Below are 21,091 nucleotides of genomic sequence, written 5' to 3'. Positions count from 1 at the left end.
GTCACCATCGCGCGCGGGATCGAGCAGCTGGGGGCCCACCGGGTCGTCGCCTCCGGGGAGGGATCCGCAACCCGCTGCTGCGTGAACGGCTCGCCGCCCACCTGGCGCCGCTGCCGCTGCTGAGCGCCGACGAGCTCGACATCCCCGCCGACGGCAAGGAAGCGCTGCTGATCGCGCTGCTCGGCTACCTCGGCGCCCAGGGGCTGCCCGGCACGCTCGAGCGGCCTGACGGCACCGCCCACACCGGAGCCCGCCGGCCCGTGGTGCTCGGCGCCCTCACCCCGCCGCACGGCCTGCTCGCACTCGAGAGCACGGCCGCGGATCGCCTCCCCGTCGGCCGACTCCTGCTCACGCAGCCCGAGGCAGCGTCGTGAGGCTCCCGGTCCTGCCGCGGCTGCGCGGCCGGCGCGACGACCTCCAACCCGTGCTGCGCCGCATCGCCGACGTGGTCCTGGCCGATCCCGTCGCCGCAGCCGGCCTGACGATCGATCAGCTCGCCGCGGCGGCGACCTGCGCCCAGTCCTCGGTGGTCAACTTCGCGCGGGAGCTCGGCTTCTCCGGCTACCGCGACTTCCGCCGCGCGCTGGTCGAGGAGACCGCACGTGCCGTGGCCCAGGATGCGGAGCTGCTCTTCCCGATCGCGATCGACGCGGCCGACCCGCTGGCCGTCTCCGTCTCCCGCATCGCCGCCGCCGATGCCCGGGCGGTGCGGGACACGGTGCGGCTGCTGGACCTCGCCGTCCTCGAGGAGGTCGCCGCGATCCTCACCGGCTCCCGGCGGATCGTGCTGGTCGGCGCGGGCGCCTCGGGACTGGCGGCGATGGACCTGCAGTACAAGCTCACCCGGCTCGGCTTCTCCGCCCACGCCCTGACCAGCGCCCACGATGCGCTTCCGGCCGTCGCCGGGCTCGGGGCACAGGACTGCCTGGTCGGGATCTCGGATTCGGGTCGCACCACGGATGTGCTGGATGCGCTCGCGCTCGCGACCGAGGGCGGTGCCCGCACGCTCGCCATCACCGGCGCCCCGGCCAGCCCGCTGGCCCGGGGCGCCGATCACACCCTGCTCACCGCCTCGCGGGAGCCGTCCTTCCGGGCTGGTGCGACGTCTTCCCGGATCGCCCAGCTGGCGATCGCGGACTGCCTGCTGATCGCGGTCGCCGCGCAGCTCCCGGATGCCGGCCAGGAGGCGCTGCACCGCACCCGGGCGGCCCTCGAGGCCCGGCGGACCTGAGACGGCGGACCGCCTCCGCGCGGCGTGCTCGCGGCGGCGGTCCGCCTTGGAACTTACGGCACCGTAGGTTACGCTCGCGACCGTGAGTGTCTTCCGTTCCACGATCCCCGACGTCGCAGCCGACGAGCCGATGGTCCAGCTCCTCGCGGCCGACGGCACCCGCACCCCGCACGACGAGCTCGACGCGGTGCTCGAGCAGAGCGGCCTGGCCACGCCCGAGAGGCTGCGCGGCTACTACCGCGACATGGTCATGATCCGCGCCGCGGACCTCGAGGCCACCACCCTGCAGCGCCAGGGGCAGCTCGGCCTGTGGGCCAGCGCGCTCGGTCAGGAAGCCGCGCAGATCGGCGCCGGCCACGCCGCCCGCGAGCAGGACTATCTGGTGCCCACCTACCGCGAGCACGGGGTCGCCTGGGCCCGCGGCATCGAGCCATGGCGGCTGCTGGAGCTGTTCCGCGGCATCAGCCACGGCGGCTGGGATCCCAACCAGCTGCGCACCCACCCGTACATGATCGTGCTCGGCTCCCAGGCCCCGCACGCCGTGGGATACGCGATGGGCCTGCAGCGCGACGGGGTGGTCGGCACCGGCGACGTCTCCACCGACACCTCGGTGCTGGCACTGTTCGGCGACGGCGCCTCGAGCGAGGGCGAGGTCGCGGAGTCCTTCACCTTCGCCGCCTCCTTCCAGGCGCCGGTCGTGTTCTACACCCAGAACAACCAGTGGGCCATCTCGGTGCCCACCCAGGTGCAGTCCCGCGTCCCGCTCGCCCAGCGCTCCCGCGGCTGGGGCATCCCCTCGGTGCGGGTCGACGGCAACGACGTGCTCGCCGTCCTCGGAGCGGTCCGCTCGGCGCTGGACTCGGCACGCTCCGGCGACGGCCCCGTCTTCGTCGAGGCCCTCACCTATCGGATGGCCGCTCACACCACCAGCGACGACGCCTCCCGCTACCGCCCTGCGGCCGAGGAGGAGGAGTGGGCCGCCAAGGATCCGATCTGCGCCTGCGCGGCCACCTCGACCAGATCGATGAGATCGACGAGTCGTTCGTGACCCGCTGCGACGAGGAGGCCCACGACCTCGCGATGCAGCTGCACCACCACATCCACGGCATGGAGGATCCCGACCCGGTGCGCATGTTCGGCCACCCCTACGCCGAACCCCATCCGATCGTCGACGCCGAGCGTGCGGAGTACCTCGAGTACATCGCCCAGTTCGAGGACGATGACGCAGGCGAGGATCAGGAGAGGAACGCATGAGCACCGCGACCACGCTCCCGATCGCCAAGGCCATCACCGCCGGCCTGCGCGACGCCATGGCGGCGGACGACAGAGTGATGATGATGGGTGAGGACATCGGCGTGCTCGGCGGTGTCTTCCGCGTCACCGACGGGCTCCACGCCGAGTTCGGCGCCCAGCGCGTGGTGGACACGCCCCTGGCCGAGGCCGGCATCGTCGGCACCGCCGTCGGCCTCGCCGTGCGCGGATACCGCCCGGTGGTCGAGATCCAGTTCGACGGCTTCGTCTACCCGGCGTACAACCAGATCACCACCCAGGTCGCGAAGATGCACAACCGCACCTCCGGGGCGGTGAACATGCCGATCGTCATCCGCATCCCGCACGGCGGCGGGATCGGCGCGGTCGAGCACCACTCCGAGAGCCCCGAGGCGCTGTTCGCGCACACCGCGGGGCTGCGGATCCTCGCACCCTCCAACGCTCAGGACGCGTACTGGATGACCCGCCAGGCCATCGAGTGCGAGGACCCGGTGATCATGCTCGAGCCCAAGCGCCGCTACTGGGTCAAGGGCGATGTGGACCCCGATCACCGTCCCGAGCTCTCCCCGTGGCAGGCCGAGGTGGTGCGCCCCGGCACCGACGCGACCGTCCTGGCCTGGGGGCCGAGCATCCCGCTGGTGCTCGAGAGCGCCGAGGCGGCCGCCGAGCAGGGCATCGACCTCGAGGTCATCGACGCCCGTTCCCTGGCCCCGGTGGACTTCCGACGATCGCCGAGTCGGTGCGCCGCACCGGCCGGCTCATGATCGTCCACGAGGCCCCCGTGCTCGGCGGCCTCGGCGGTGAGATCGCGGCGCGCATCTCCGAGCAGTGCTTCTACCACCTGGAGGCGCCGGTGCTCCGCGTGGGCGGCTACCACCTGCCCTACCCGCCGGCGCGCATGGAGCACGCCTACCTCCCCGACCTCGACCGCGTGCTCGACGGCGTGGACCGCCTGCTCGAACACTGACGGACGCGCACCCCGCGTGAAAGGATCACGACCATGAATGCCGCCGACCCCGCAGGTTCCTCCCCCTCGATCGTGACGATCCCCCTCACCGATCCCGGTGAGGGTCTCACCGAGGCGGAGATCCTCGAGATCAAGGTCGCCGTCGGCGATCGCATCGAGATCAACGCCCCGGTGGTCGAGGTGGAGACTGCCAAGAGCGCCGTCGAGCTGTCCAGCCACGTCGCCGGCACCGTCGTCGCGATCCTGGTGAAGGTGGGTGACGAGGTGCCGGTGGGCGAGGGACTGCTGCAGGTCGACACCTCGGGCGGCCCCGCGCCGTCCGCCGCCCCGGCACCTGCGGGCACCGCCTCCACCGAGCCCGAGCCGGACCCGTCGGCCGAGGAGCTGGCCGAGCAGGTCACCGCTCGCGCAGAGGCATCGGTGACGGAGGAGCCGAAGAACCTGGTCGGCTACGGCACCAGCTCCGCTCCGCAGCGCCGCCGCCGGCGCCGCGCCGAACCCGCGCAGTCCGACGACGACCAGCAGGTGCCCATCGGCCGCATCCTGGCCAAGCCCCCGGTGCGCAAGCTTGCCCGGGACCTCGGCATCGCCCTGCACGACGTGCTGGCCACCGGCCCTGAGGGGACCGTCACCCGGCAGGACGTGATCGCCGCACAGCAGCGTGCCATCGGCGGCGACACCGACGGCGCCTACTTCCCCGAGGAGTCCCCGCAGGCCCCGGAGGGTCTCGGGGGCGCGATGAAGAGCCTGCGCGACCAGCCCTTCTCCGGAGTCACCAGCGATGAGCGCACCACCCGGGTGCCGATCCGCTCGGTGCGCAAGCGCACCGCCGAGGCGATGGTGGCCTCGGCCTTCACCGCCCCGCATGTGACGGTGTTCAACGAGATCGACATGACGCAGGCGATGCAGATCGTCGCGCAGCTGCGCGCCTCCCGCGAATGGACCGACGTCAAGGTGAGCCCGCTCGCCGTGATCGCGAAGGCGCTGCTGGTGGCGATCCGCCGCAACCCCGAGGTCAACGCCTCCTGGGACGAGCCCGCACAGGAGATCGTCTACAAGCACTACGTGAACCTCGGCATCGCCGCGGCCACGCCGCGCGGCCTGATCGTGCCGAACCTCAAGGACGCGCACCTGATGACGCTACGGGAGCTCGCCGAGGGGATCAGCGATCTGGCCCGCACCGCCCGCGCCGGCCGCACCTCCCTGCGCGACACCCGCGACGGCACCATCACCGTCACCAACTACGGGGTCTTCGACATCGATTCCGGCACCCCGATCCTCAACCCGGGCGAGTCCGCGATCCTCGGCGTCGGCGCGATCAAGGAGAAGGCCTGGGTGGTCGACGGGCAGATCGTGCCGCGTCAGGTCGCCACCCTCTCCCTGAGCTTCGACCACCGCCTGATCGACGGCGCGCTGGGTGCGGAACTGCTCCGCGACATCTCCGCCGTGCTGGAGGACCCCTCCCTGGGGCTCGTGTGGGGCTGATCCCCGCAGATGTGGGGTTGAGCGCCTCCGCGCACCGGCTGAGCATGGCCGGTGCGGTCGTCGGTACGCTGTGGCGGTGACCTCCAGCCCCTCTCCTGCGCCGTACAGCCCGCGCCGTGACGACCCGCGGATGCACACGGTCGAGATGGCGGCCCTGCGCTTCGAGGACGTCGCCGATTCCAAGACCCTGGGTTCCGGGCCCGTGCGCCCCCGATAGCGGTGTGGCACATCGCGCTGCTGGTCGCGGCCGGCGGCGCGCTCGGCGCGATCCTGCGCTTCTCCCTGACGGTGCTGGTGCCCACCGTCACCACCCCCACCTTGGTCGAGCTGCCCTGGGCGACCTTCTGGGTCAACCTCCTGGGCTGCCTGGCGCTCGGCGCGCTCAACGGCGTGCTCGAGGTGCGCCCCGGCCGGCCATGGATGCGCCCGCTGCTGGGCACCGGCCTGTGCGGCGGGTTCACGACCTTCTCCGCCGTGGTCCTGGAGGGCTCGGCGATGATCGGCGCGGGCTTCCCGATCCTGGCACTGATCTACGGGGCAGAGACCGTGCTGCTCTGCCTCGGCGCGTTGGTGGTGGGGCTGCTGGTGGGCCGGCGCCTCGCCGAGCGGCCTCGGGCACGCCGTGTCGCGGGCGAGGAGGGCGCGGCATGAGCGTGGGGACTTTTCTGCTGGCCGCACTGCTGGTAGGCCTCGGCGGCGGCCTCGGGTCCGTGGCGCGCTGGGGCCTGGGCGAGCTGGGCGTCCGCCTGATGGCGGCGCGCGAAGCGGAGACCCCGAACGGTTCCGCCCCTGGACCACATTCGTTGCCAACGTGATCGCCTGCTTCCTGCTGGGCCTGGTGGTCGCCCGATTCGGCGCTGCCACCGGGGCCAGGGAGCTCGTCAACCTGATGCTGGCGGTCGGGTTCTGCGGAGGCCTGTCCACGCTGTCCACCGCGGCGTTCGACATCGTCGAGCTGGTGCGTCGCACCACCTTCTCCCTCTCCTTGGCCTATCTGATGCTGAGCGCCGGCGGAGGGATGGCCGCGCTGTGGCTGGGACTGGTGATCGCCTCATGAGCACCCGAATTTCACGCATCCCGCGCCCGCGGATCATCCTGGCCCTGGTGGGCTCACTCGCCCTGCTGACGGCGCTGTCGGTGCTCGCCGCCGACGCCGCGGGTGGGGACAACCTCGTGCTCATGGACGCCGGGCCGATCGCCCGGCGCGGTGCACCGGTCGCGGCGACGATCGCCGATCTCGCCGCCGCCCTGACCCTCGGCGGCGCGCGGTGATCCCGGCTGGCTGCTGCGGGACGCCGCGGACCGCACCCGAGTGTTGCTCGTGGTGGGGATCGCCGCCGGTGTCACCACGCTCGCCCGCGGCGCCTCGCTCGCCTTCTCCTACGCGGTGGCGACCGGTCAGCCGGTGGGATCGCCGCGCTTCGGCTCCGACCTCAGCGTCTTCCTCGAGACCGATCTGGGCATCTGGCTGCTCACCGGACTGGTGATCGCCGCAGCCACCACCACCGTCGCGGTGCTCGGCACCTCGGTGGCCATCGCCCGTGCGGTCGCTGTGCTTGCCGGGCTGGTCACCTTCGCCGCCGGGATGACGGGCCATGCCGCCGGGGACGAGACCCACGAGGTGGGGACCTCGACCATGTTCATCCACCTGCTCGCCGTGGGGATCTGGCTGGGCGGCCTGGCCGTTCTGCAGCTCCTCCCGGATCGCGGGCGCGACGACGCCGCCGTGGTGCGCGGCTACTCGCATCTGGCGCTGATCTGCTGGGTGGCGCTCGGTCTGAGCGGGGTGTGGGCGCTCGCCGTGCGGATGAATCATCCCGGGAGATCCTCACCAGCGCCTATGTGCAGCTGGGCGTCGCCAAGGCAGTGCTGCTGTTCCTGCTGGCCGGCCTCGGCGCCCTCCAGCGGCGACAGATCGCGATCGGCTTCGGCACCGTGCCTGTCGCCGGGGAGCGTCATGCCCGGGCCACCTATCGGCGCCTGGCGATCCTCGAGCTCGCCCTGATGGGTCTCGCGGTCGCGCTCGCCGCCGCGATGAGCTCCTCACCCCCGCCGGCGGAGGCGGGGGTCCCGCCCGCCGGCACCGCAGGGGTGCTCACCGGTTATCCGCTGCCGGCGGCGCCGGAGCTGCTGAACGTGCTCACCGCCTGGCGTCCCGACCCCTTCGGCATGGCCCTGGCCTGCGTGATGGTGCTGGTCTGGTGGCGACCCACAGCGCCGCGCCGCCCCCGTGCCCAGAGCCGCAGCCTGCTGGTGGCCGCGGTAGCGCTGGTGCTGCTGACCAGCGGCCCGCTCAACGTGTACAGCAAGGTGCTGGTCTCCGCCCACGTGCTGCAGCATCTGCTGCTGATGATTGCGGTGGGGGCGCTGCTGGGCAGCATCGGCGCCGTGCCGCAGCGGCTGCGCAGCCTGATCGGGGGCCGCTGGTGGCTGGCCGTGCTGCTCACCCTGCTCGGCCCCGTGGTGCTGATCGCCGGGTACGTCAGCCCCTTCCTGCGGGTCGCGCTCGACGGCCACGCCGCGCACCTGGCGCTGCAGATGCTGGCCCTGGCCGGGGAGCGCTCACCGCGCTCGCCGCCCGCGCGCTGCCCCCGAAGGCCCCGTCCTGGCAGCAGCTGCTGGCGCTCGCCGCTCCGCTGCTGCTGGGGCTCGGCGCGGGCACCATGCTGCTGCTGACCGATCGGCTGCTCGCGGCGAGCTGGTTCGGCGCCACCGGCCGCACCTGGTGGGCCGATGCGCTCGCGGACCAGCACGGAGCCGGCATCGCGGTGGTCGTGGTCGTGGCCGTCACGGCGGTGGTCGCGCTGCTGCCGCGCACGGGCCGCGCGAACGAGCGCGACTGAGACGAGACTCGGCCCGCCGCCCCGAGGGGATCGACGGGCCGAGCGACGGTCAGGCGGTCGGGTGGATCAGGCGAACAGGCCGCGCACCGAGCGGAGCCGGGCCAGGAGGGTGTCGCGGTCCGCGGCGGGCACCAGCTGCTCCGCACCGGAGCGGTCCGAGGGAGCGGCGGAGCGCGGGGTGACCCGGTGCGCACCGAACACGCCGCCGAGGCGCCCCAGCACGCCCCCGCCGCGGGAGGTGGGCGTCACCGGCACTGCCGAGTCGGCCCCGGCGCGGAGGCGGCGGAACCTCTCGAGCGCGCCGGAGGAGCCGGCCCGGGTGGCGGCCAGCATGTAGGCGGCGATGTCCGCCTGCTCGACGAGGATCGGCAGGGCCCCGCCGGAGACGCGCTGCTGGCCGAGGATCACCAGGTCGTCGCGGCCCCGGGCGAAGGCGCCCAGGAACAGGTCGAGGTCACCGGAGGCGGTGCGGGGCACGACGTCCTGGGGCAGATGATCGGCCCCTGACTCATACCCGGTGGCGAGCACGATCAGATCGGCGGCGAAGCTCTGGTGCCCGGCGCGGGAGCCGGTGGCCAGATGGGTGACGATGCCGTCCGCACCGATCCCGGTGACCTCGCCGGCCGGGGTGATGCGGCCCTCGCGCACCCGGTCCAGCACATCGTCCGAGACGATCACGGCATCCTCGAGCAGACCGGCCTCCGGTGCCGGCAGACCCGCTGCTGAGGGATCGCCGACGGTGCGGCGGATGACGGTCTCGGCGATCTTCGCGTTGAGCCCGCCGAGCGTGGCGGGTTCGCGGGAGGCGGCGACGTCACCGGGGATCCCTGCGATGCGGCGAGGCACCACCCAGTGGCCGGTGCGCATCGACCAGCGCACCTCGAGCGCACGCCGGGCGGCATCGACCGCGATGTCGGCGGCGGACTGGCCCGAGCCGACCACGAGCACCCGCTTGCCCTCGAGCCCGTCGGCCCCGTTCCAGTCCTTGGAGTGGATCACCTGCACCGAGGCCGGGACGTCCTGCGCCCAGTCGGGGCGGTGGGGGCGCTCGGAGATGCCGTGCGCAGAGATGACCGCGCGGTAGATCCCGATCTCGCCGGTGGACAGCTCGACCTGCCACACCCCCTCCTCGAAGGGGCGTGCGGAGCGCACGGCGGTGTTCGGGCGGAAATGCTCGGTCAGGGCGTGGCGGGCCGCGTAGGCACGCAGGTACTTCGCCATCTGGGTGGGCGAGAGGAAGCCCGGGTAGGAGACCGGCTGCAGCATGTCCTCGAACTGGGTGTGCTCGCGGGAGGAGATCATCTCCATCGTGGGCCACACCGGGGAATCCTCCCGCTCGGGGTCCCAGATCCCGCCGACGTGCTTGGCGCGGTCGACCAGGTCGAAGGGGACCTCCAGAGCCTTGAGCGCCGCAGCGGCGGCGAGGCCGGCGGGCCCGGCGCCGATGATCAGCACCTTCTCGCGGGTGGGGATCTGGGCGTGGAGATCGGGCATCGAGGGAAGCCTTCTTCCGAGTCGGACGGCACGCGGTGCCCGGGGCGGAGCCGGGCACCCGGCTCAGCAGCGGGCGGACGCTGGCCATCCTATCGCCGCGCCGGTCGCAGGGCGCCGCTTCGGTGCGAGCGTGACCGACGGGACGTCGGCGAGCCGCCGCGGGATCAGGCCACGGCGGTGACCACCGCGGAGACCCCGAGGGTGACGATGATGGTGCTGGTGACATGGGCGAGGATGACGTGGTGGCGCACCAGGCGCCGCGCGGGAGCGGTCAGCGGGGTGAGATCGCCGGTCCCGGAGGAGGCCTGGATCAGCACGGCGCCGTAGACGTAGTCCCCGATCGTCCTCTCCGGACCGGTGGTCCCCGGCAGGGTGAACGCCGTGCCGCGGGAGTCCTCGGCGGCGTACTCGGCGGCGAAGGTGACGACCGTGCCGATCCACGCCGTCACCACCGCGACCGCGGTCAGCGCGAGGAGCGCGGCGATCGGCACCTCGGGCGGCGGGACGATGAGCAGCAGCGCGGCGATCACCGCCATCATCAGCATCTGCATCACCTCGCTGAAGGAGCTCGAGCGGCCCATGTACCAGCGGTAGAAGCGCACGTGCCGGCGGGCCCGGGGCAGTCTGGCGGCGGCGAGCATGCGGTGGCGGGGCTGATCGGTCAGCGCCCACAGGGTCAGTCCCGCGAAGGCCAGCGAGTACACGGACATCACCACGATGAGCAGGATCAGCAGCAGCGGCAGCTCCATCTCGGTGGAGCCGATCCCGGTGAGGTTCGCGGCGAGGGCCAGCACGATGCCGAGCCCGATCACGACGGAGAGCAGCAGCGCCGTGAGCAGGCGCAGGTTCTCCGAGAGCAGGCGGCGTCGCAGAGACCTGCGGTGGCGGGGGAGACGTCGCCGTCGGCGGGCCGGCGGCGCGACGGGGGCCGCCGCGGAGTCGCTCATAGCAGAAGGGTAGCGGCCCGCTCGCTGGCCAGGAGCAACGCCCCGGGCATCCCGGTGGGGGCGGCGCGGAAGCAGCGCCCCTCGGAGCGCAGCGCCGCGGCGACCGCCTCGTGGAGCGGCCCCGGCCCGGTCAGCACGGAGCCGGCGAGCACCACCGGGAGAGCGGAGCCGGGATCCAGGGCCTGCACGGTCTCGAGCACATGGCGGATCGCGAGGTCGAGGATCTCTCGGGCCACCGGGTCCTCGGCGACGTTCCCGGGCAGTCGGGCGAAACGGCCCAGCGCCGCCGGAGCGCCGGCCGGAAGCTGCTCGTCCAGGGCCCGGATCAGGTCCTGACGCGGGTCACCGGTGGGGGAGGGCGGATCGTCCCCGGCCCGCAGATCCAGTCCCAGCATCTGCCCCACCTCCTCGGTGAGCCGGGTGCGCGGGCCGCGGCCGTCGATGTCCGCGGCGACCGCCTCGAGCGTGCGGCGCCCGAGCCAGACGGCCGAACCGATGTCGCCCAGCAACCAGCCCATCCCGTCCCGGCGATCCACGGCCTCCCGCCCTCGGAAGCGGACCGAGACCGCGCCGGTCCCCGCGAGCACCAGCAGCCCGTCGTCCCCGACGCCGCCGGAGAGGAAGGCCGTGTGCAGGTCATCGGTGATCAGGATCCGCTCCGGGCCGATGCCGAGCCCGGCGAGGCGCTCGCCGACAGCGCGGCGCACCTCCGCCGCCCGCGCCGGTCCCGCACCGGAGATCCCGAGCGCCACCGCGGCGACCTCCCCGTCGTGCCCCTCCCGGCGGCCGCGGGCCAGGACCTCCTCGGCCGTCCGGGCGATGTTGTCGAGCGCATCGGTCCCCGAGGAGCGCAGGTTCGCTCCCGGCCCCTCCGCCTCGGCGACGATCGCGCCGTCCAGCTGTGCGAGAGCGAGGCGGGAGCTGGTCCCGCCGATGTCCCCCGCGATCAGCAGCGGAGCCGGCGCGGACGCTCCCGGCTCCGCGATGGTGCGGTCGGTGCGGTCGGTGCGGTCGGCGCGGACGGTGCTGTCAGGCTGCCGGCCTGGCGGTGGTGCATCGGATGCGCTCATCTGTTCCCCTCGTCTGGACCCCACATGCTAGGCGTGCCCACGCGGCGTGTCGCCCGGTTCCCGGCCGCAGCGATGCGGCGCAGCGATGAGATCTCGCTACGCTGGGTCCGAGCACGGCATGTCCCGCCCGGAGGACCGACGACGGTCCGGAGGCGGGGCGCTGACTCCCCACCCCGACCCCCAGGAGCCCGACGTGACCAACCCCCAGCGGGACGCGACGCCCCTCGACGTGAGCCTCGTCGACCTCGCCTCTCCGACCGAAGAGCGCAACCCCGCCAGCGCGGAGCTCGACGCGCTCGACGCCCGCGGGATGGTCGAGGTGATCCTCGGCGAAGAGGCGACCGTCGCCGCGGCCGTCCAGGCTCAGGCGGAGCAGATCGCCGCCCTGGTCGAGGTGTGCGTGCAGGCGATCTCCGCAGGCGGCACGGTCCACTACCTGGGCGCCGGCACCTCCGGGCGCCTCGCGGTGCTGGACGCCGTCGAGCTCGCCCCCACCTTCAACGCCGACTCCTCGATGGTCACCGCGCACCTGGCCGGCGGTGACGGCGCCTTCCTCACCGCGGTCGAGGGCGCCGAGGACTCGACCGAGGCCGGGGCCGAGCTGGTGCGCGCCCGCTGCCGCGCCGGGGACGTGGTGATCGGCCTGGCCGCGAGCGGGCGCACCCCCTTCGTCGGCGGCGCACTGGAGGCGGCACGAGCGGCCGGGATGCCCACCGCGCTGATCTCCGCGAACCCGCAGGCCCCGCTCGCCGGCCTCGCCGATCACCCGATCCTGCTGGACGTCGGCCCGGAGGTCGTCACCGGATCCACCCGGATGAAGGCGGGCACCGCGCAGAAGCTCACCCTGAACGCCCTGTCCACCGCGACGATGGTGCGGCTCGGCACAACGTTCGGGAACCTGATGATCGACGTGCGGCCCACCAACGCGAAGCTCGTGGCCCGCACCGTGCGGATGCTGGTGCAGGCCAGCGGCGCGAGCCCGCAGCACGCGGCACAGGTGCTCGAGGCCGCGGAGGGCAGCGTGCGCGCGGCCCTGGTCGCCCTGCTGGCCGGTGCCGAGGTGGCCGCCGCACGAGAAACGCTCGAGCGCTTCCCGCGTGATGCCCGGAGGGTCGGCGACCCGGCCGGGATCCGCTCCGCCGTGGCCGCTCTCGCCTCAGCTGGCTGAGCCCCGGACACTCCTGGACTGTAGCGGCGCAGCCGCTGGCAGGGTGAGATGCTCGAGCTGCCGGCCTGAGCGCCTGCGCCGACGGCGCGTGTTCATCCGCGTTCATGTTCCTCGGCGTGCCGCCCTCGGGCGGGCCAGGCTGGGCACATCACCCGTCCCAGGAGGAGCACGCCATGACCGAGCAGACCCACAAGTTCGAGACCCTCACCATCCATGCCGGCCAGACCCCCGACTCCGATGCCGGGTCGCGGGCACTGCCGATCCACCAGACCACCAGCTTCGTGTTCCCGACGGCCGAGTCCGCTGCGGACCGCTTCGCGCTGACCGAGCCCGGCCATATCTACTCCCGCATCAACAACCCCACCCAGGGAGCGGTCGAGGACCGGGTCGCCGCGCTCGAGGGCGGCGCGGCCGGTCTGCTGCTCGCCTCCGGGCAGAGCGCGATCACCCTGTCGATCCTCAACCTCGCCGGCGCGGGCGACTCCATCGCCGTCTCGCCGAGCCTCTACGGCGGCTCCTTCAACCTCTTCAAGTACACCCTCAGCCGCCTGGGGATCACCGCGCAGTGGGTCGCCGACCCCACCGATCCCGAGTCCTGGCGCGCCGCGGCGGATGAGACCACCCGCGCGTTCTTCGTCGAGTCGATCCCCAACCCCAAGCAGGACATCCCCGACCTGCGCGCGATCGCTGATGTCGCCCATGAGGTCGGGGTGCCGCTGATCGTCGACAACACCGTCGCGACCCCCTTCCTGCTGCGTCCGCTCGAGCACGGCGCCGATGTGGTCGTCCACTCCGCCACCAAGTTCCTCGGCGGCCACGGCACCTCGATCGCCGGCGTGATCGTGGACGGCGACAGCTTCGACTTCGCCGCCCACGCCGAGAAGTTCCCGCAGTTCAACGAGCCGGACGAGTCCTACAACGGCCTCGTCTTCGCGGGTCTGCCCGCCGCGTTCGCGACCCGCGCCCGCACCAACCTGCTGCGCGACCTGGGCCCGGCGGTGTCCCCGTTCAACGCCTTCCTCATCGGGCAGGGCCTGGAGACGCTGCCGCTGCGCATGGAGCGCCACCTGGAGAACACCCGCAAGGTGGCCGACTTCCTCGAGGCCGACGAGCGCGTGGCCTCGGTGACCTGGGCGTCGCTGGACTCCTCCCCGTACAAGGCGACCGCGGACAAGTACCTCCCGCGCGGCGCGGGCAGCGTGCTCGGCTTCGTCCTGCCCGGCGGTCTCGAGGCCGGCCGGCGCTTCGTCGACGCCCTCACCCTCCACTCGCACGTGGCGAACATCGGCGATGTGCGCAGCCTCGTGATCCACCCCGCCTCGACCACCCACTCCCAGCTGAGCGAGGAGGAGCAGCGCGCCGCGGGCATCGAGCCGGGCTTCGTGCGCCTCAGCGTCGGTATCGAGCACATCGACGACATCCTCGCCGACATCGAGCAGGGCCTGGCCGCAGCCGGCGCCTGATAGCCGCGGGACAGCAGGGGAGTGCGGCGGCGGACCGTGGAGCGCTCGTGCAGGCGAGAGTGGATACCCTGGTCAGCATGACCTCCGAGCCTGCCGCACTTCCCTCCTCCCCGCTGGACCAGTGGCCGCCGCACTGGACGCCCAGCGCCGTGATCTTCGACTGCGACGGGCTGTTGGTGGACACCGAGGGGCAGTGGGTCGCACTGCAGGACTCGTACCTATCCCAGCACGGGGTGTCCCTGGACCCCCAGACCCGACGGGCGATCACCGGGCGCGCCGTCGAGGTGGTCGTCATGACGATCGCCGAGGCTGTGGGCAAGGACCCGCACCGGGTGGGCGAGGAGCTGGTGGCCGCGCATCGCGAGCACATCGATGAGCGGCTCACCCCGCTGCCGGGCGCGATCGAGGTGCTCCGCGCCATGGCCGCGCTGCGCCCGGTCGCGGTCGCCTCGAACTCCCCGCGCGACATGCTGGACCTCAAGCTCGCCGAGCTCGGGATCGCCGAGGTGATCGACGCCTCGATCGCGATCGAGGACGTCCCGGCACCCAAGCCCGCCCCCGACATGTATCTCGCCGCGGCCCGTGCGCTCGGCGCAGAGCCCGCCGACTGCCTCGGCTTCGAGGACTCCGAGACCGGGGCCGAGGCCGCGCTGGCGGCCGGTCTGCAGCTGATCGCCGTCCCCTCGATCCCCGGCCAGGAGCCGCGCTCGCCGCGCCGCCTGGTCTCCCTCTCCGACCCGGTGCTGAACCAGTGGATCGCCGGCTGGGAGCCGCGTCGATGACGGGGGCCGCGATCCCGGCCCGCTTCGCTGAAGCCTTCGGCGACTGGACCCCGCGCGCCATCGTCTTCGACTGCGACGGGCTGCTGCTGGACACCGAGTCCGTGTGGCAGCGCACCGAGGACCGTGTCGTCGCCGCGCACGGCGCCCAGCTGCGTGAGGGCGACGGGGACGTGCTGCACGGCGCGACCATCGAGGTCGCCGCGGAGCTGATCGCCCGCCGCTCCGGGCACGACGAGCAGGAGATCCTCGCGGACCTGCACCGCGTGTTCGATGCCGAGCTCGGCTCCGGCATCCGCACGATGCCCGGCGCCGCACAGATCCTCCGCCTGACGGGAGCGAAGGTGCCGCTGGGCTGCGCCTCGAACTCCTGGCTGGAATCCCTCGAGGACAAGCTGACCCTCGGAGGCATGCGCGAGCACTTCACGGTGCTCGAGGCCTCGGACACGGTCGAGCGCCCCAAACCCGCCCCGGACATGTACGCCGCCGCGGCCCGTGCGCTCGGCGCCGAGCCCTCCGAGGTGCTCGCCTTCGAGGACTCCGGCACCGGGGCGCAGTCCGCCCGCGACGCGGGCCTGCGCCTGATCGCCGTCCCGACCGCCGGATTCACCGCCCCGTCGGCCGATCTCGCCCTGTCCTCCCTGACCGACCCGGACCTCGAAGCCTGGATCGCCAGCTGGTGATCCACCGGCCCGGATGTCCACGCATGTCACGCGAGTTGGCCCCGCGGCGCCGATTCGGTGTTCACTGGACCCCATGAGCACATCGTCCGATCCTTCCGCGCCCCTGACCGCCCGCGCCCACGGCTCCGCCCTGCGCGGGCGCGGCTGGCTGAACACCGGAGGCGCAGAGCTCGACCTCGAGTCGCTGCGAGGGAAGATCGTCCTGCTCGACTTCTGGACCTTCTGCTGCGTGAACTGCCTCCATGTCCTCGACGAGCTGCGGCCGCTCGAGGAGAAGTGGGAGCAGGAGCTGGTGGTCATCGGTGTCCACTCGCCGAAGTTCGAGTTCGAGAAGGACCCGGAGGCGCTGGCCGCCAATATCGAGCGCTATGAGGTCAGCCATCCGGTGATCGACGACCCGGAGCTCGAGACATGGACCGCGTACGGCGCCCGCGCCTGGCCCACCCTGATGGTGCTGGACACCCACGGCCGCATCGCCGGCAACCTCTCCGGGGAAGGGCACGCCGCCAATATCGACCGGCTCGTCGAACAGCTCGTGGCCGAGGGCGAGGCCGATGGCTCCCTGCGCCGCGGCCCCGCACCCACCGTGCTCACCGAGCGCACCCCGCAGACCCTCCGCTTCCCCTCGAAGCTCACGGTCCTCCCCGACGGCCGCCTGGTGATCTCCGACGCCGGCCAGCACCGCCTGGTGGTCTTCCAGAACGACGGCGTGACGGTCGACGCGATCATCGGCACCGGTGCGCGCGGCCACGCCGACGGCGATGAGGAGACCGCACAGTTCGCCGAGCCCAACGGCGTCCTCGCGCTGCCTGACCAGGTCGCGGCCGAGGTCGGTTACGACCTGCTGGTCGCCGACACCGCCAACCATCGCCTGCGCGGTGTGAAGATCGGCCAGGACCGTCTGCTGCGCTCCCGCACCGCGACCGAGGCGATCACGGTCGCGGGCACCGGTGCGCAGTGGATGCAGGGCGAGCCGCTGCCCCGCGGCGAGGGCGATGCGCGCGACTATTCGCTGTCCACCCCTGGGACCTGACCTGGTCCCAGGTGCTGAACCGTGCCGTGATCGCGATGGCGGGCGTCCACCAGCTGTGGACCTTCGACCCGGTGAGCGGGGCGCTGATGGTGCTCGCGGGCACCACCCAGGAGGGCCTGGTAGACGGCCCTGCGGTCACCTCCTGGTGGGCCCAGCCCTCCGGCCTCGACGAGCTGCCCGACGGCCGCATCGTCATCGCCGACTCCGAGACCTCCGCGATCCGCGTGCTCGACCCGCACACCATGCGCGTGAGCACCCTGGTGGGGCAGGGCCTGTTCGACTTCGGGCACGTGGACGGCCCCGCCGACACCGCCCGCCTCCAGCACCCGCTCGGCGTGACAGCGCTGCCCGACGGCCGCATCGCCGTGTCGGACACCTACAACGGCGCGATCCGGATCGTCGAGGCGCCCGCGACCGACGGGGAACGCGTCACCACCGGCGGCATCACCGCCCTCAGCGGGGTGATCGGTCTCGCGGACCAGCCGAGCACCTCGGGCACCGAGGGAGCCGACGGGGCCGCTCCCGGCCAGGCACACGTGGTCACCGTCGCGACCGACCTCAAGGAGCCCTCGGACGCGATCGTCGGCCCACCCATCGACGGCATCGGGCAGCTGATCGTCGTCGAGTCCGGCACCCACCGCATCACCTGGGTGCCGGTCGCCAAGGCCGCCGAACGCATGATCGACCACGGCGCCCAGCGCTCCGAGCGGCCCGTCACCGAGGTGGGCCCCGGCCCGCTGACCGTGCGCGTGCTGTTCACCCCGCCGCCCGGGCACAAGCTCGACGACTCCCTCGGCCCCTCGACCCAGGTCACCATCTCGACCACGCCGACCTCGATGCTGACCTCCGGGAGCGGTGTGGACACCGCCCTGGAGCGCACGCTCGAGCTGGACCCGGCCTACACCGAGGGCGTCCTGCACGTCAGCGCCCGCGCCGCCTCCTGCGACGCTGATCCCTCGATCGAATTCCCCGCCTGCCACATGCACCAGCAGGACTGGGGGTCCCGATCCAGGTCGTCGAGGGCGGCCCGGATCACCTCGACCTCTCGCTGCTGGCCTGAGCCGGTGACCGCCGCGGTCATCCGCCTCCGTTATCCTCGGCCGCCGGAGCCCTGCTCCGGTGCGTCTCCCTGCTCGGTCCGCCGAGCCCCGTCGTCGGAAGCTCTCTCGTGGATCTGATCACGCAATTCCCCCTCGGCGACGACCTCGCCGTCACCCTGCTGGTGCTCGGCGCGCTCGCGATCACGGCGCTCGTCGTCGGGGCCGTCGTCCCCAGCCGCCTGCAGCGCGACGAGGACAGCGCGGAGGTCGAGGAGGGCCTCGGCCGCCGACTCGGCGCGCAGCTGCTCTCCTCCGGATCGCTCATGCTGTGGGTGGGCCTGCCGGTCGCGGTGCTGCTGTACCTCGCACCCGGCACCACCGATGACAGGATCCTGCGCTCGGCGCTGCTGCTGGTCGGCATCGCGCTGGGCCCGCTCGCGGCCTGGCGCGGCCTCGCCGTGCAGCTGGCGGTCCTCGGACTGGACCCGGAGCGGCGTGCGAACCTGATCCCGCGGGTCGGCGCACTCGCCGTCACTGGCTCGCTCGCGCTGGCGATCCTCCCCGTCGTCATCATCGTGTGGTTCCTGCAGGCCTCCGCCGGTCCGGCGCTGATGGCCCTGGCCGCGGGCGCCGCGATCTCCGCGCTGGCGATCCGGGTCTCCGCCGCGCCGTTCGAGGCCTCGGCCTCGGCCTCCGCGTTCCTGGTCGGCTCCGACGAGCACGATCTCGACGCCGACGATCCCGCGAACCTCGGCGGGCCGCATCTGCGCAGCGCACGCATGTTCCGGCGCGGCGGCGCGCTCAGCGCCGATCTGGTGGCCCTGGCCACCGCCGCGACCGGCGTCGGGGTGCTGCTGGGTGTGCCCGTGTTCGCTGCAGAGGGCTTCATCGTGGTGCTCCTGGGGCTGGGCACGGCGATGCTGGCCGCTGCCGTGACCGCAGTGGTGCCGCATCGGGGCCGGGCCGGCCACGAGCGCGGCGCGCTGCGGCTGGGGGACTGATCCCCTCGGTGCTGGGAGGCGCCGGGGCGGTCGCCGCCTCCGCGCTGTGGATCCCCTCGCTCTACAAGAACCTCCGCTTCGAGGACGTGGGGCAGGAGAACTTCACCGACCCCGCGATCACGGGCGGCACACCCACCCCGCGCGAGCAGCTCGAGCCGCAGATCGAGCAGGCGCTGACCGATATGGGGCAGTGGGTCTCGCAGTCCGACGAGTCCCAGTACGCCAGCGCCTTCCTGGACATGCTGACCCTCTACTCGCTCACCCCGAACGTGGTGGTCGCGGGCACCCTCGGCCTCGGTGTCCTCGCCGCGCTCGGCGCGGTGCTGCTGCTCGGAGGCACCGGCCACCGCTTCGGCGGCACGGTCCTGCGGGCCGCCCGCACCAGCCGCACCGGCGGCGCTCTCGGCCTCACCGCAGGTCTGGGCTCGACCGCGCTGACTGCCGCGGGCGTCGTGTCCCTGCTGGTGCTGATCTCCACGGTCATCGCGGTGCTCTCCGCCGGGGTGCCGTCCCTCGCGCTCGCGCTGCTGACCTATGCCGGGCTCGGGGCGCTGATCGTGGTGGCGGCGCATGCCGGCTCGCTGATGGCCTCGACGCTCGCCGACGGCCCCGAGGCCGAGACCGGGATGCGCAATGCCGCGGCGGGCGCGGCGCACGGCCCCCGCGCCGCGCTCCTGCTGGCCGGCGCCCTCACCGCCCTCGGCACGCTCGGACCGATCGGCACCGCCCTCCAGCTGGCCCCCGTGCGGGGACCGTCTGGGAGGACCGTGCCCTGCACGCGGTGACCCCCACCTCCCTCACGCTGCTGGGCGGCGTCGGCCTGGGAGTGATCACGGTGCTGCTGGTGACCTCCTCGCTGCTGGACGGTGCCCGCCAGCTCGGTGCGAGCGCCGTGGTGGAGACCCGCGCCTCGCTGCTCGAGGGACGGCCGCACACCGACCTGGTCGAGCTCCCCGAGATGGTGCGGCGCGCCTCCGTGCCCTCCGTGGTGCTCGCCGTGCTGATGCCGGTGGTGGCCGGTTTCGGCCTCGGTCCCGGTGCGCTGCCGGGCCTGGTGGTGGGCGTGGTGCTCACCGCAGCGGGCCTGGGCCTGTGGATGCTCGGCTCAGCCTCGACCCTCGAGAACGCCGCCGCCGTGATCGGCTCGGGCCGTTACGGCGGCCGCAGCTCCTGGGGTCACTCCGGTGCCCTCGGCGGCGCCGTGCTGACCGCCATCCTGCGAGCCGCGATCGGTTCCGTCGCGCTCCCCCTGCTTGCTGACGAGCTCGCTGCTCAGCGCCTTGGCCGTCAGCGCCGTGGTGGGGATGAACACCGACGGCACCAGCGCCTTCCTGCGCTGGGGCATCGCCGTGCTCGCCCTGATCATCGCGCTGACCTGCTGGGTGGTCGCCGCGACCGCGCCCGAGGTGGACCTGGAGGACGGTGAGGGCGAGATCGCTCGGCCCCTGTTCGCCCGGGCCGAGGAGAGCACTGACGAGGGCCTGGATGCGATGGACTGGGAGGTCGACGACGAGAACGTCGAGCAGGTCTCCGTCCCCGTCCAGGCGCCGAAGGGCGATCGGCGCAGGAAGCGCCGCGCTGAGAAGTCAGAGAAGAAAACCTCGGAGCAGGACGACTGATCACCGCCTCCCCGCCGGGAGGTGCATGACGACGCCCCGGTCGCTCCGCTGCGGCGGAACGACCGGGGCGCTCGTCGTCGTGGCTCGTCGTCCTGGGGAGCGGGGCCGGGGGTCAGGCGCGGGCGCCCAGTCCTCTGAGCACGAAGCCTTCCAGGGCCTCGCGGGAGTAGCGCTTCGCGGAGGATCCCACCAGCAGGCCGTTGATGATGCGCACGGTGGCATCCACGTCGAGGTCGGCGGCGAAGTCGCCGCTGGTGACTCCGTCGGCGACGATCGTGCGCAGCACGTCCTCGATGAGCACTACGTGGTCGCGCATGCGTGCAGCCGTCTCGGGGAGAGCGTCGCGCCGCCGGAGGTCTGCGGGACGTGGAAGGAGACGTTGAGGTCCAGCTGCGTGTGGATGTAGGCGATCACGGCGTCGCGCGGGGTGGCGGAATCGCTGACCCCGGCGCGCAGCTGGGAGATGTAGTCCGTCGTCTCGTGGATCGCATACTCGACCAGGAGGGTCTCGCGGTCGGGGAAGTGGTTGTACATCGCGGTGCGGCCCACGCCGGCCGCCGAGGCGATCCGTGAGAACGTGACCGACTCGAACGGCTGGGTCTCGAGCAGTTCGGCGAGGGCGGCGAAGATTTTCTCGCGCGTGCGCTCGCGATGCTCCTCGAGGGAACCTCCGATGATCTTGGGCATGCCGCATTCTTACACTTCCGCGAAGATCGACATAACCCGTCGGTGTCGCGCCTCTGACGTGCACGTCTCGACGCGGCTGGGAAGCAGGCGAGGAACCTCGCGGCGGCCGACGGGCCAGGAGCGGGCCCGGAGCGGGGGAGGAGCGTCCAGGGGCGGCTGTGCTGGGCGGGAGACGAAAGACGCCGACCCGGAAGGGGTCGGCGTCTGTGAGAGCGGGTGACGGGAATCGAACCCGCGCTATCAGCTTGGGAAGCTGAAGTTCTACCATTGAACTACACCCGCGAAGTGCCGCCCGACCTGGCCCTCAGTCCC

Annotated in this window: 22 protein-coding genes, 1 tRNA gene and 3 pseudogenes; 20 read left to right on the top strand and 6 right to left on the bottom strand. The window is 72.9% G+C overall.

Annotation, left to right across the window (positions count from 1 at the left end; genetic code table 11):
- Positions 1-62 precede the first annotated feature (62 nt).
- The 12 genes and pseudogenes from H3H54_RS14995 to H3H54_RS14940 all read left to right on the top strand — a co-directional run bounded on the left by H3H54_RS14995 (position 63) and on the right by H3H54_RS14940 (position 7,795).
- On the top strand, positions 63-374 hold the full coding sequence (locus H3H54_RS14995) for an anhydro-N-acetylmuramic acid kinase (RefSeq protein WP_316249227.1): 312 nt from the start codon (positions 63-65) through the stop codon (positions 372-374).
- Positions 371-1,231 (top strand): MurR/RpiR family transcriptional regulator, encoded by an 861-nt coding sequence (locus H3H54_RS14990; protein ID WP_262424488.1) that lies wholly within the window; start codon positions 371-373, stop codon positions 1,229-1,231. The genes H3H54_RS14995 and H3H54_RS14990 overlap by 4 nt, the downstream gene beginning before the upstream one ends.
- Positions 1,232-1,361: 130 nt before the next feature.
- A pseudogene (locus H3H54_RS14985) lies at positions 1,362-2,485 on the top strand (thiamine pyrophosphate-dependent enzyme).
- A pseudogene (locus tag H3H54_RS14980) lies at positions 2,482-3,467 on the top strand (alpha-ketoacid dehydrogenase subunit beta). Before H3H54_RS14985 ends, H3H54_RS14980 begins: the two co-directional pseudogenes overlap by 4 nt.
- Positions 3,468-3,500: 33 nt before the next feature.
- Positions 3,501-4,952, top strand: coding sequence for a dihydrolipoamide acetyltransferase family protein (locus H3H54_RS14975; RefSeq protein ID WP_262424487.1), 1,452 nt, complete (start codon positions 3,501-3,503; stop codon positions 4,950-4,952).
- Positions 4,953-5,028: 76 nt separating this feature from the next.
- A complete protein-coding gene (locus H3H54_RS14970; protein ID WP_262424486.1) occupies positions 5,029-5,169 on the top strand; it encodes a hypothetical protein in 141 nt (46 codons plus the stop codon).
- A gap of 2 nt (positions 5,170-5,171) precedes the next feature.
- On the top strand, positions 5,172-5,603 hold the full coding sequence (locus tag H3H54_RS14965) for a CrcB family protein (RefSeq protein WP_262424485.1): 432 nt from the start codon (positions 5,172-5,174) through the stop codon (positions 5,601-5,603).
- Positions 5,600-5,767 (top strand): hypothetical protein, encoded by a 168-nt coding sequence (locus H3H54_RS14960; RefSeq protein ID WP_262424484.1) that lies wholly within the window; start codon positions 5,600-5,602, stop codon positions 5,765-5,767. The genes H3H54_RS14965 and H3H54_RS14960 overlap by 4 nt, the downstream gene beginning before the upstream one ends.
- A complete protein-coding gene (locus tag H3H54_RS14955; RefSeq protein ID WP_262424483.1) occupies positions 5,764-6,009 on the top strand; it encodes a CrcB family protein in 246 nt (81 codons plus the stop codon). The genes H3H54_RS14960 and H3H54_RS14955 overlap by 4 nt, the downstream gene beginning before the upstream one ends.
- Complete coding sequence (locus H3H54_RS14950; protein ID WP_262424482.1) at positions 6,006-6,224, top strand: hypothetical protein; 219 nt, start codon at positions 6,006-6,008, stop codon at positions 6,222-6,224. The genes H3H54_RS14955 and H3H54_RS14950 overlap by 4 nt, the downstream gene beginning before the upstream one ends.
- Before the next feature lie 570 nt (positions 6,225-6,794).
- A complete protein-coding gene (locus H3H54_RS14945; protein ID WP_262424481.1) occupies positions 6,795-7,628 on the top strand; it encodes a cytochrome c oxidase assembly protein in 834 nt (277 codons plus the stop codon).
- Positions 7,616-7,795 carry a hypothetical protein gene (locus H3H54_RS14940; protein ID WP_262424480.1) on the top strand — a complete coding sequence of 60 codons (180 nt, stop codon included), beginning with the start codon at positions 7,616-7,618 and terminating at the stop codon, positions 7,793-7,795. The genes H3H54_RS14945 and H3H54_RS14940 overlap by 13 nt, the downstream gene beginning before the upstream one ends.
- Before the next feature lie 66 nt (positions 7,796-7,861).
- Here H3H54_RS14940 and H3H54_RS14935 read toward each other — a convergent pair whose 3' ends face one another.
- From H3H54_RS14935 to H3H54_RS14925, 3 genes are all read right to left on the bottom strand, one after another.
- Positions 7,862-9,289 carry an NAD(P)/FAD-dependent oxidoreductase gene (locus tag H3H54_RS14935; protein WP_262424479.1) on the bottom strand — a complete coding sequence of 476 codons (1,428 nt, stop codon included), beginning with the start codon at positions 9,287-9,289 and terminating at the stop codon, positions 7,862-7,864.
- A gap of 164 nt (positions 9,290-9,453) precedes the next feature.
- Positions 9,454-10,236 (bottom strand): DUF1345 domain-containing protein, encoded by a 783-nt coding sequence (locus tag H3H54_RS14930; RefSeq protein WP_262424478.1) that lies wholly within the window; start codon positions 10,234-10,236, stop codon positions 9,454-9,456.
- On the bottom strand, positions 10,233-11,306 hold the full coding sequence (locus H3H54_RS14925) for an N-acetylglucosamine kinase (RefSeq protein WP_262424477.1): 1,074 nt from the start codon (positions 11,304-11,306) through the stop codon (positions 10,233-10,235). The genes H3H54_RS14930 and H3H54_RS14925 overlap by 4 nt, the downstream gene beginning before the upstream one ends.
- 193 nt (positions 11,307-11,499) lie before the next feature.
- Between H3H54_RS14925 and H3H54_RS14920 the strand changes: the two genes are divergently transcribed.
- From H3H54_RS14920 to H3H54_RS14885, 8 genes and pseudogenes are all read left to right on the top strand, one after another.
- Positions 11,500-12,474: an N-acetylmuramic acid 6-phosphate etherase gene (locus H3H54_RS14920; RefSeq protein WP_262424476.1), complete on the top strand. Its 975-nt coding sequence runs from the start codon at positions 11,500-11,502 to the stop codon at positions 12,472-12,474.
- Between the two features lie 173 nt (positions 12,475-12,647).
- Positions 12,648-13,937: an O-acetylhomoserine aminocarboxypropyltransferase/cysteine synthase family protein gene (locus H3H54_RS14915; protein ID WP_262424475.1), complete on the top strand. Its 1,290-nt coding sequence runs from the start codon at positions 12,648-12,650 to the stop codon at positions 13,935-13,937.
- A gap of 77 nt (positions 13,938-14,014) precedes the next feature.
- Positions 14,015-14,719, top strand: coding sequence for an HAD family phosphatase (locus H3H54_RS14910; RefSeq protein WP_262424474.1), 705 nt, complete (start codon positions 14,015-14,017; stop codon positions 14,717-14,719).
- On the top strand, positions 14,716-15,399 hold the full coding sequence (locus tag H3H54_RS14905; protein ID WP_262424473.1) for an HAD family phosphatase: 684 nt from the start codon (positions 14,716-14,718) through the stop codon (positions 15,397-15,399). The genes H3H54_RS14910 and H3H54_RS14905 overlap by 4 nt, the downstream gene beginning before the upstream one ends.
- Positions 15,400-15,472: 73 nt before the next feature.
- Positions 15,473-17,492 (top strand): annotated as a pseudogene (locus tag H3H54_RS14900) (thioredoxin-like domain-containing protein).
- Positions 17,493-17,600: 108 nt separating this feature from the next.
- Entirely contained in the window at positions 17,601-18,473 is an 873-nt protein-coding gene (locus tag H3H54_RS14895) for a hypothetical protein (RefSeq protein ID WP_262424472.1), read from the top strand.
- 8 nt (positions 18,474-18,481) lie between these two features.
- Entirely contained in the window at positions 18,482-19,258 is a 777-nt protein-coding gene (locus tag H3H54_RS14890) for a hypothetical protein (protein WP_262424471.1), read from the top strand.
- Entirely contained in the window at positions 19,255-19,899 is a 645-nt protein-coding gene (locus H3H54_RS14885; protein WP_262424470.1) for a hypothetical protein, read from the top strand. Before H3H54_RS14890 ends, H3H54_RS14885 begins: the two co-directional genes overlap by 4 nt.
- A 305-nt stretch (positions 19,900-20,204) precedes the next feature.
- On the opposite strand, the gene H3H54_RS14880 is transcribed toward H3H54_RS14885, so the two are convergent.
- The 3 genes from H3H54_RS14880 to H3H54_RS14870 all read right to left on the bottom strand — a co-directional run bounded on the left by H3H54_RS14880 (position 20,205) and on the right by H3H54_RS14870 (position 21,061).
- Positions 20,205-20,408, bottom strand: coding sequence for a hypothetical protein (locus tag H3H54_RS14880; RefSeq protein ID WP_262424469.1), 204 nt, complete (start codon positions 20,406-20,408; stop codon positions 20,205-20,207).
- Entirely contained in the window at positions 20,393-20,779 is a 387-nt protein-coding gene (locus H3H54_RS14875) for a TetR/AcrR family transcriptional regulator (RefSeq protein WP_262424468.1), read from the bottom strand. Before H3H54_RS14875 ends, H3H54_RS14880 begins: the two co-directional genes overlap by 16 nt.
- A 211-nt stretch (positions 20,780-20,990) precedes the next feature.
- A tRNA-Gly gene (locus tag H3H54_RS14870) sits at positions 20,991-21,061 on the bottom strand.
- Between the last annotated feature and the right edge of the window lie 30 nt (positions 21,062-21,091).

Source organism: Brachybacterium sp. Z12, assembly GCF_014400405.1.
GTDB lineage: Bacteria > Actinomycetota > Actinomycetes > Actinomycetales > Dermabacteraceae > Brachybacterium.
The sequence above is the reverse complement of the archived record's forward strand: the minus strand, read 5'-3'. Positions and strand labels throughout refer to the sequence as shown.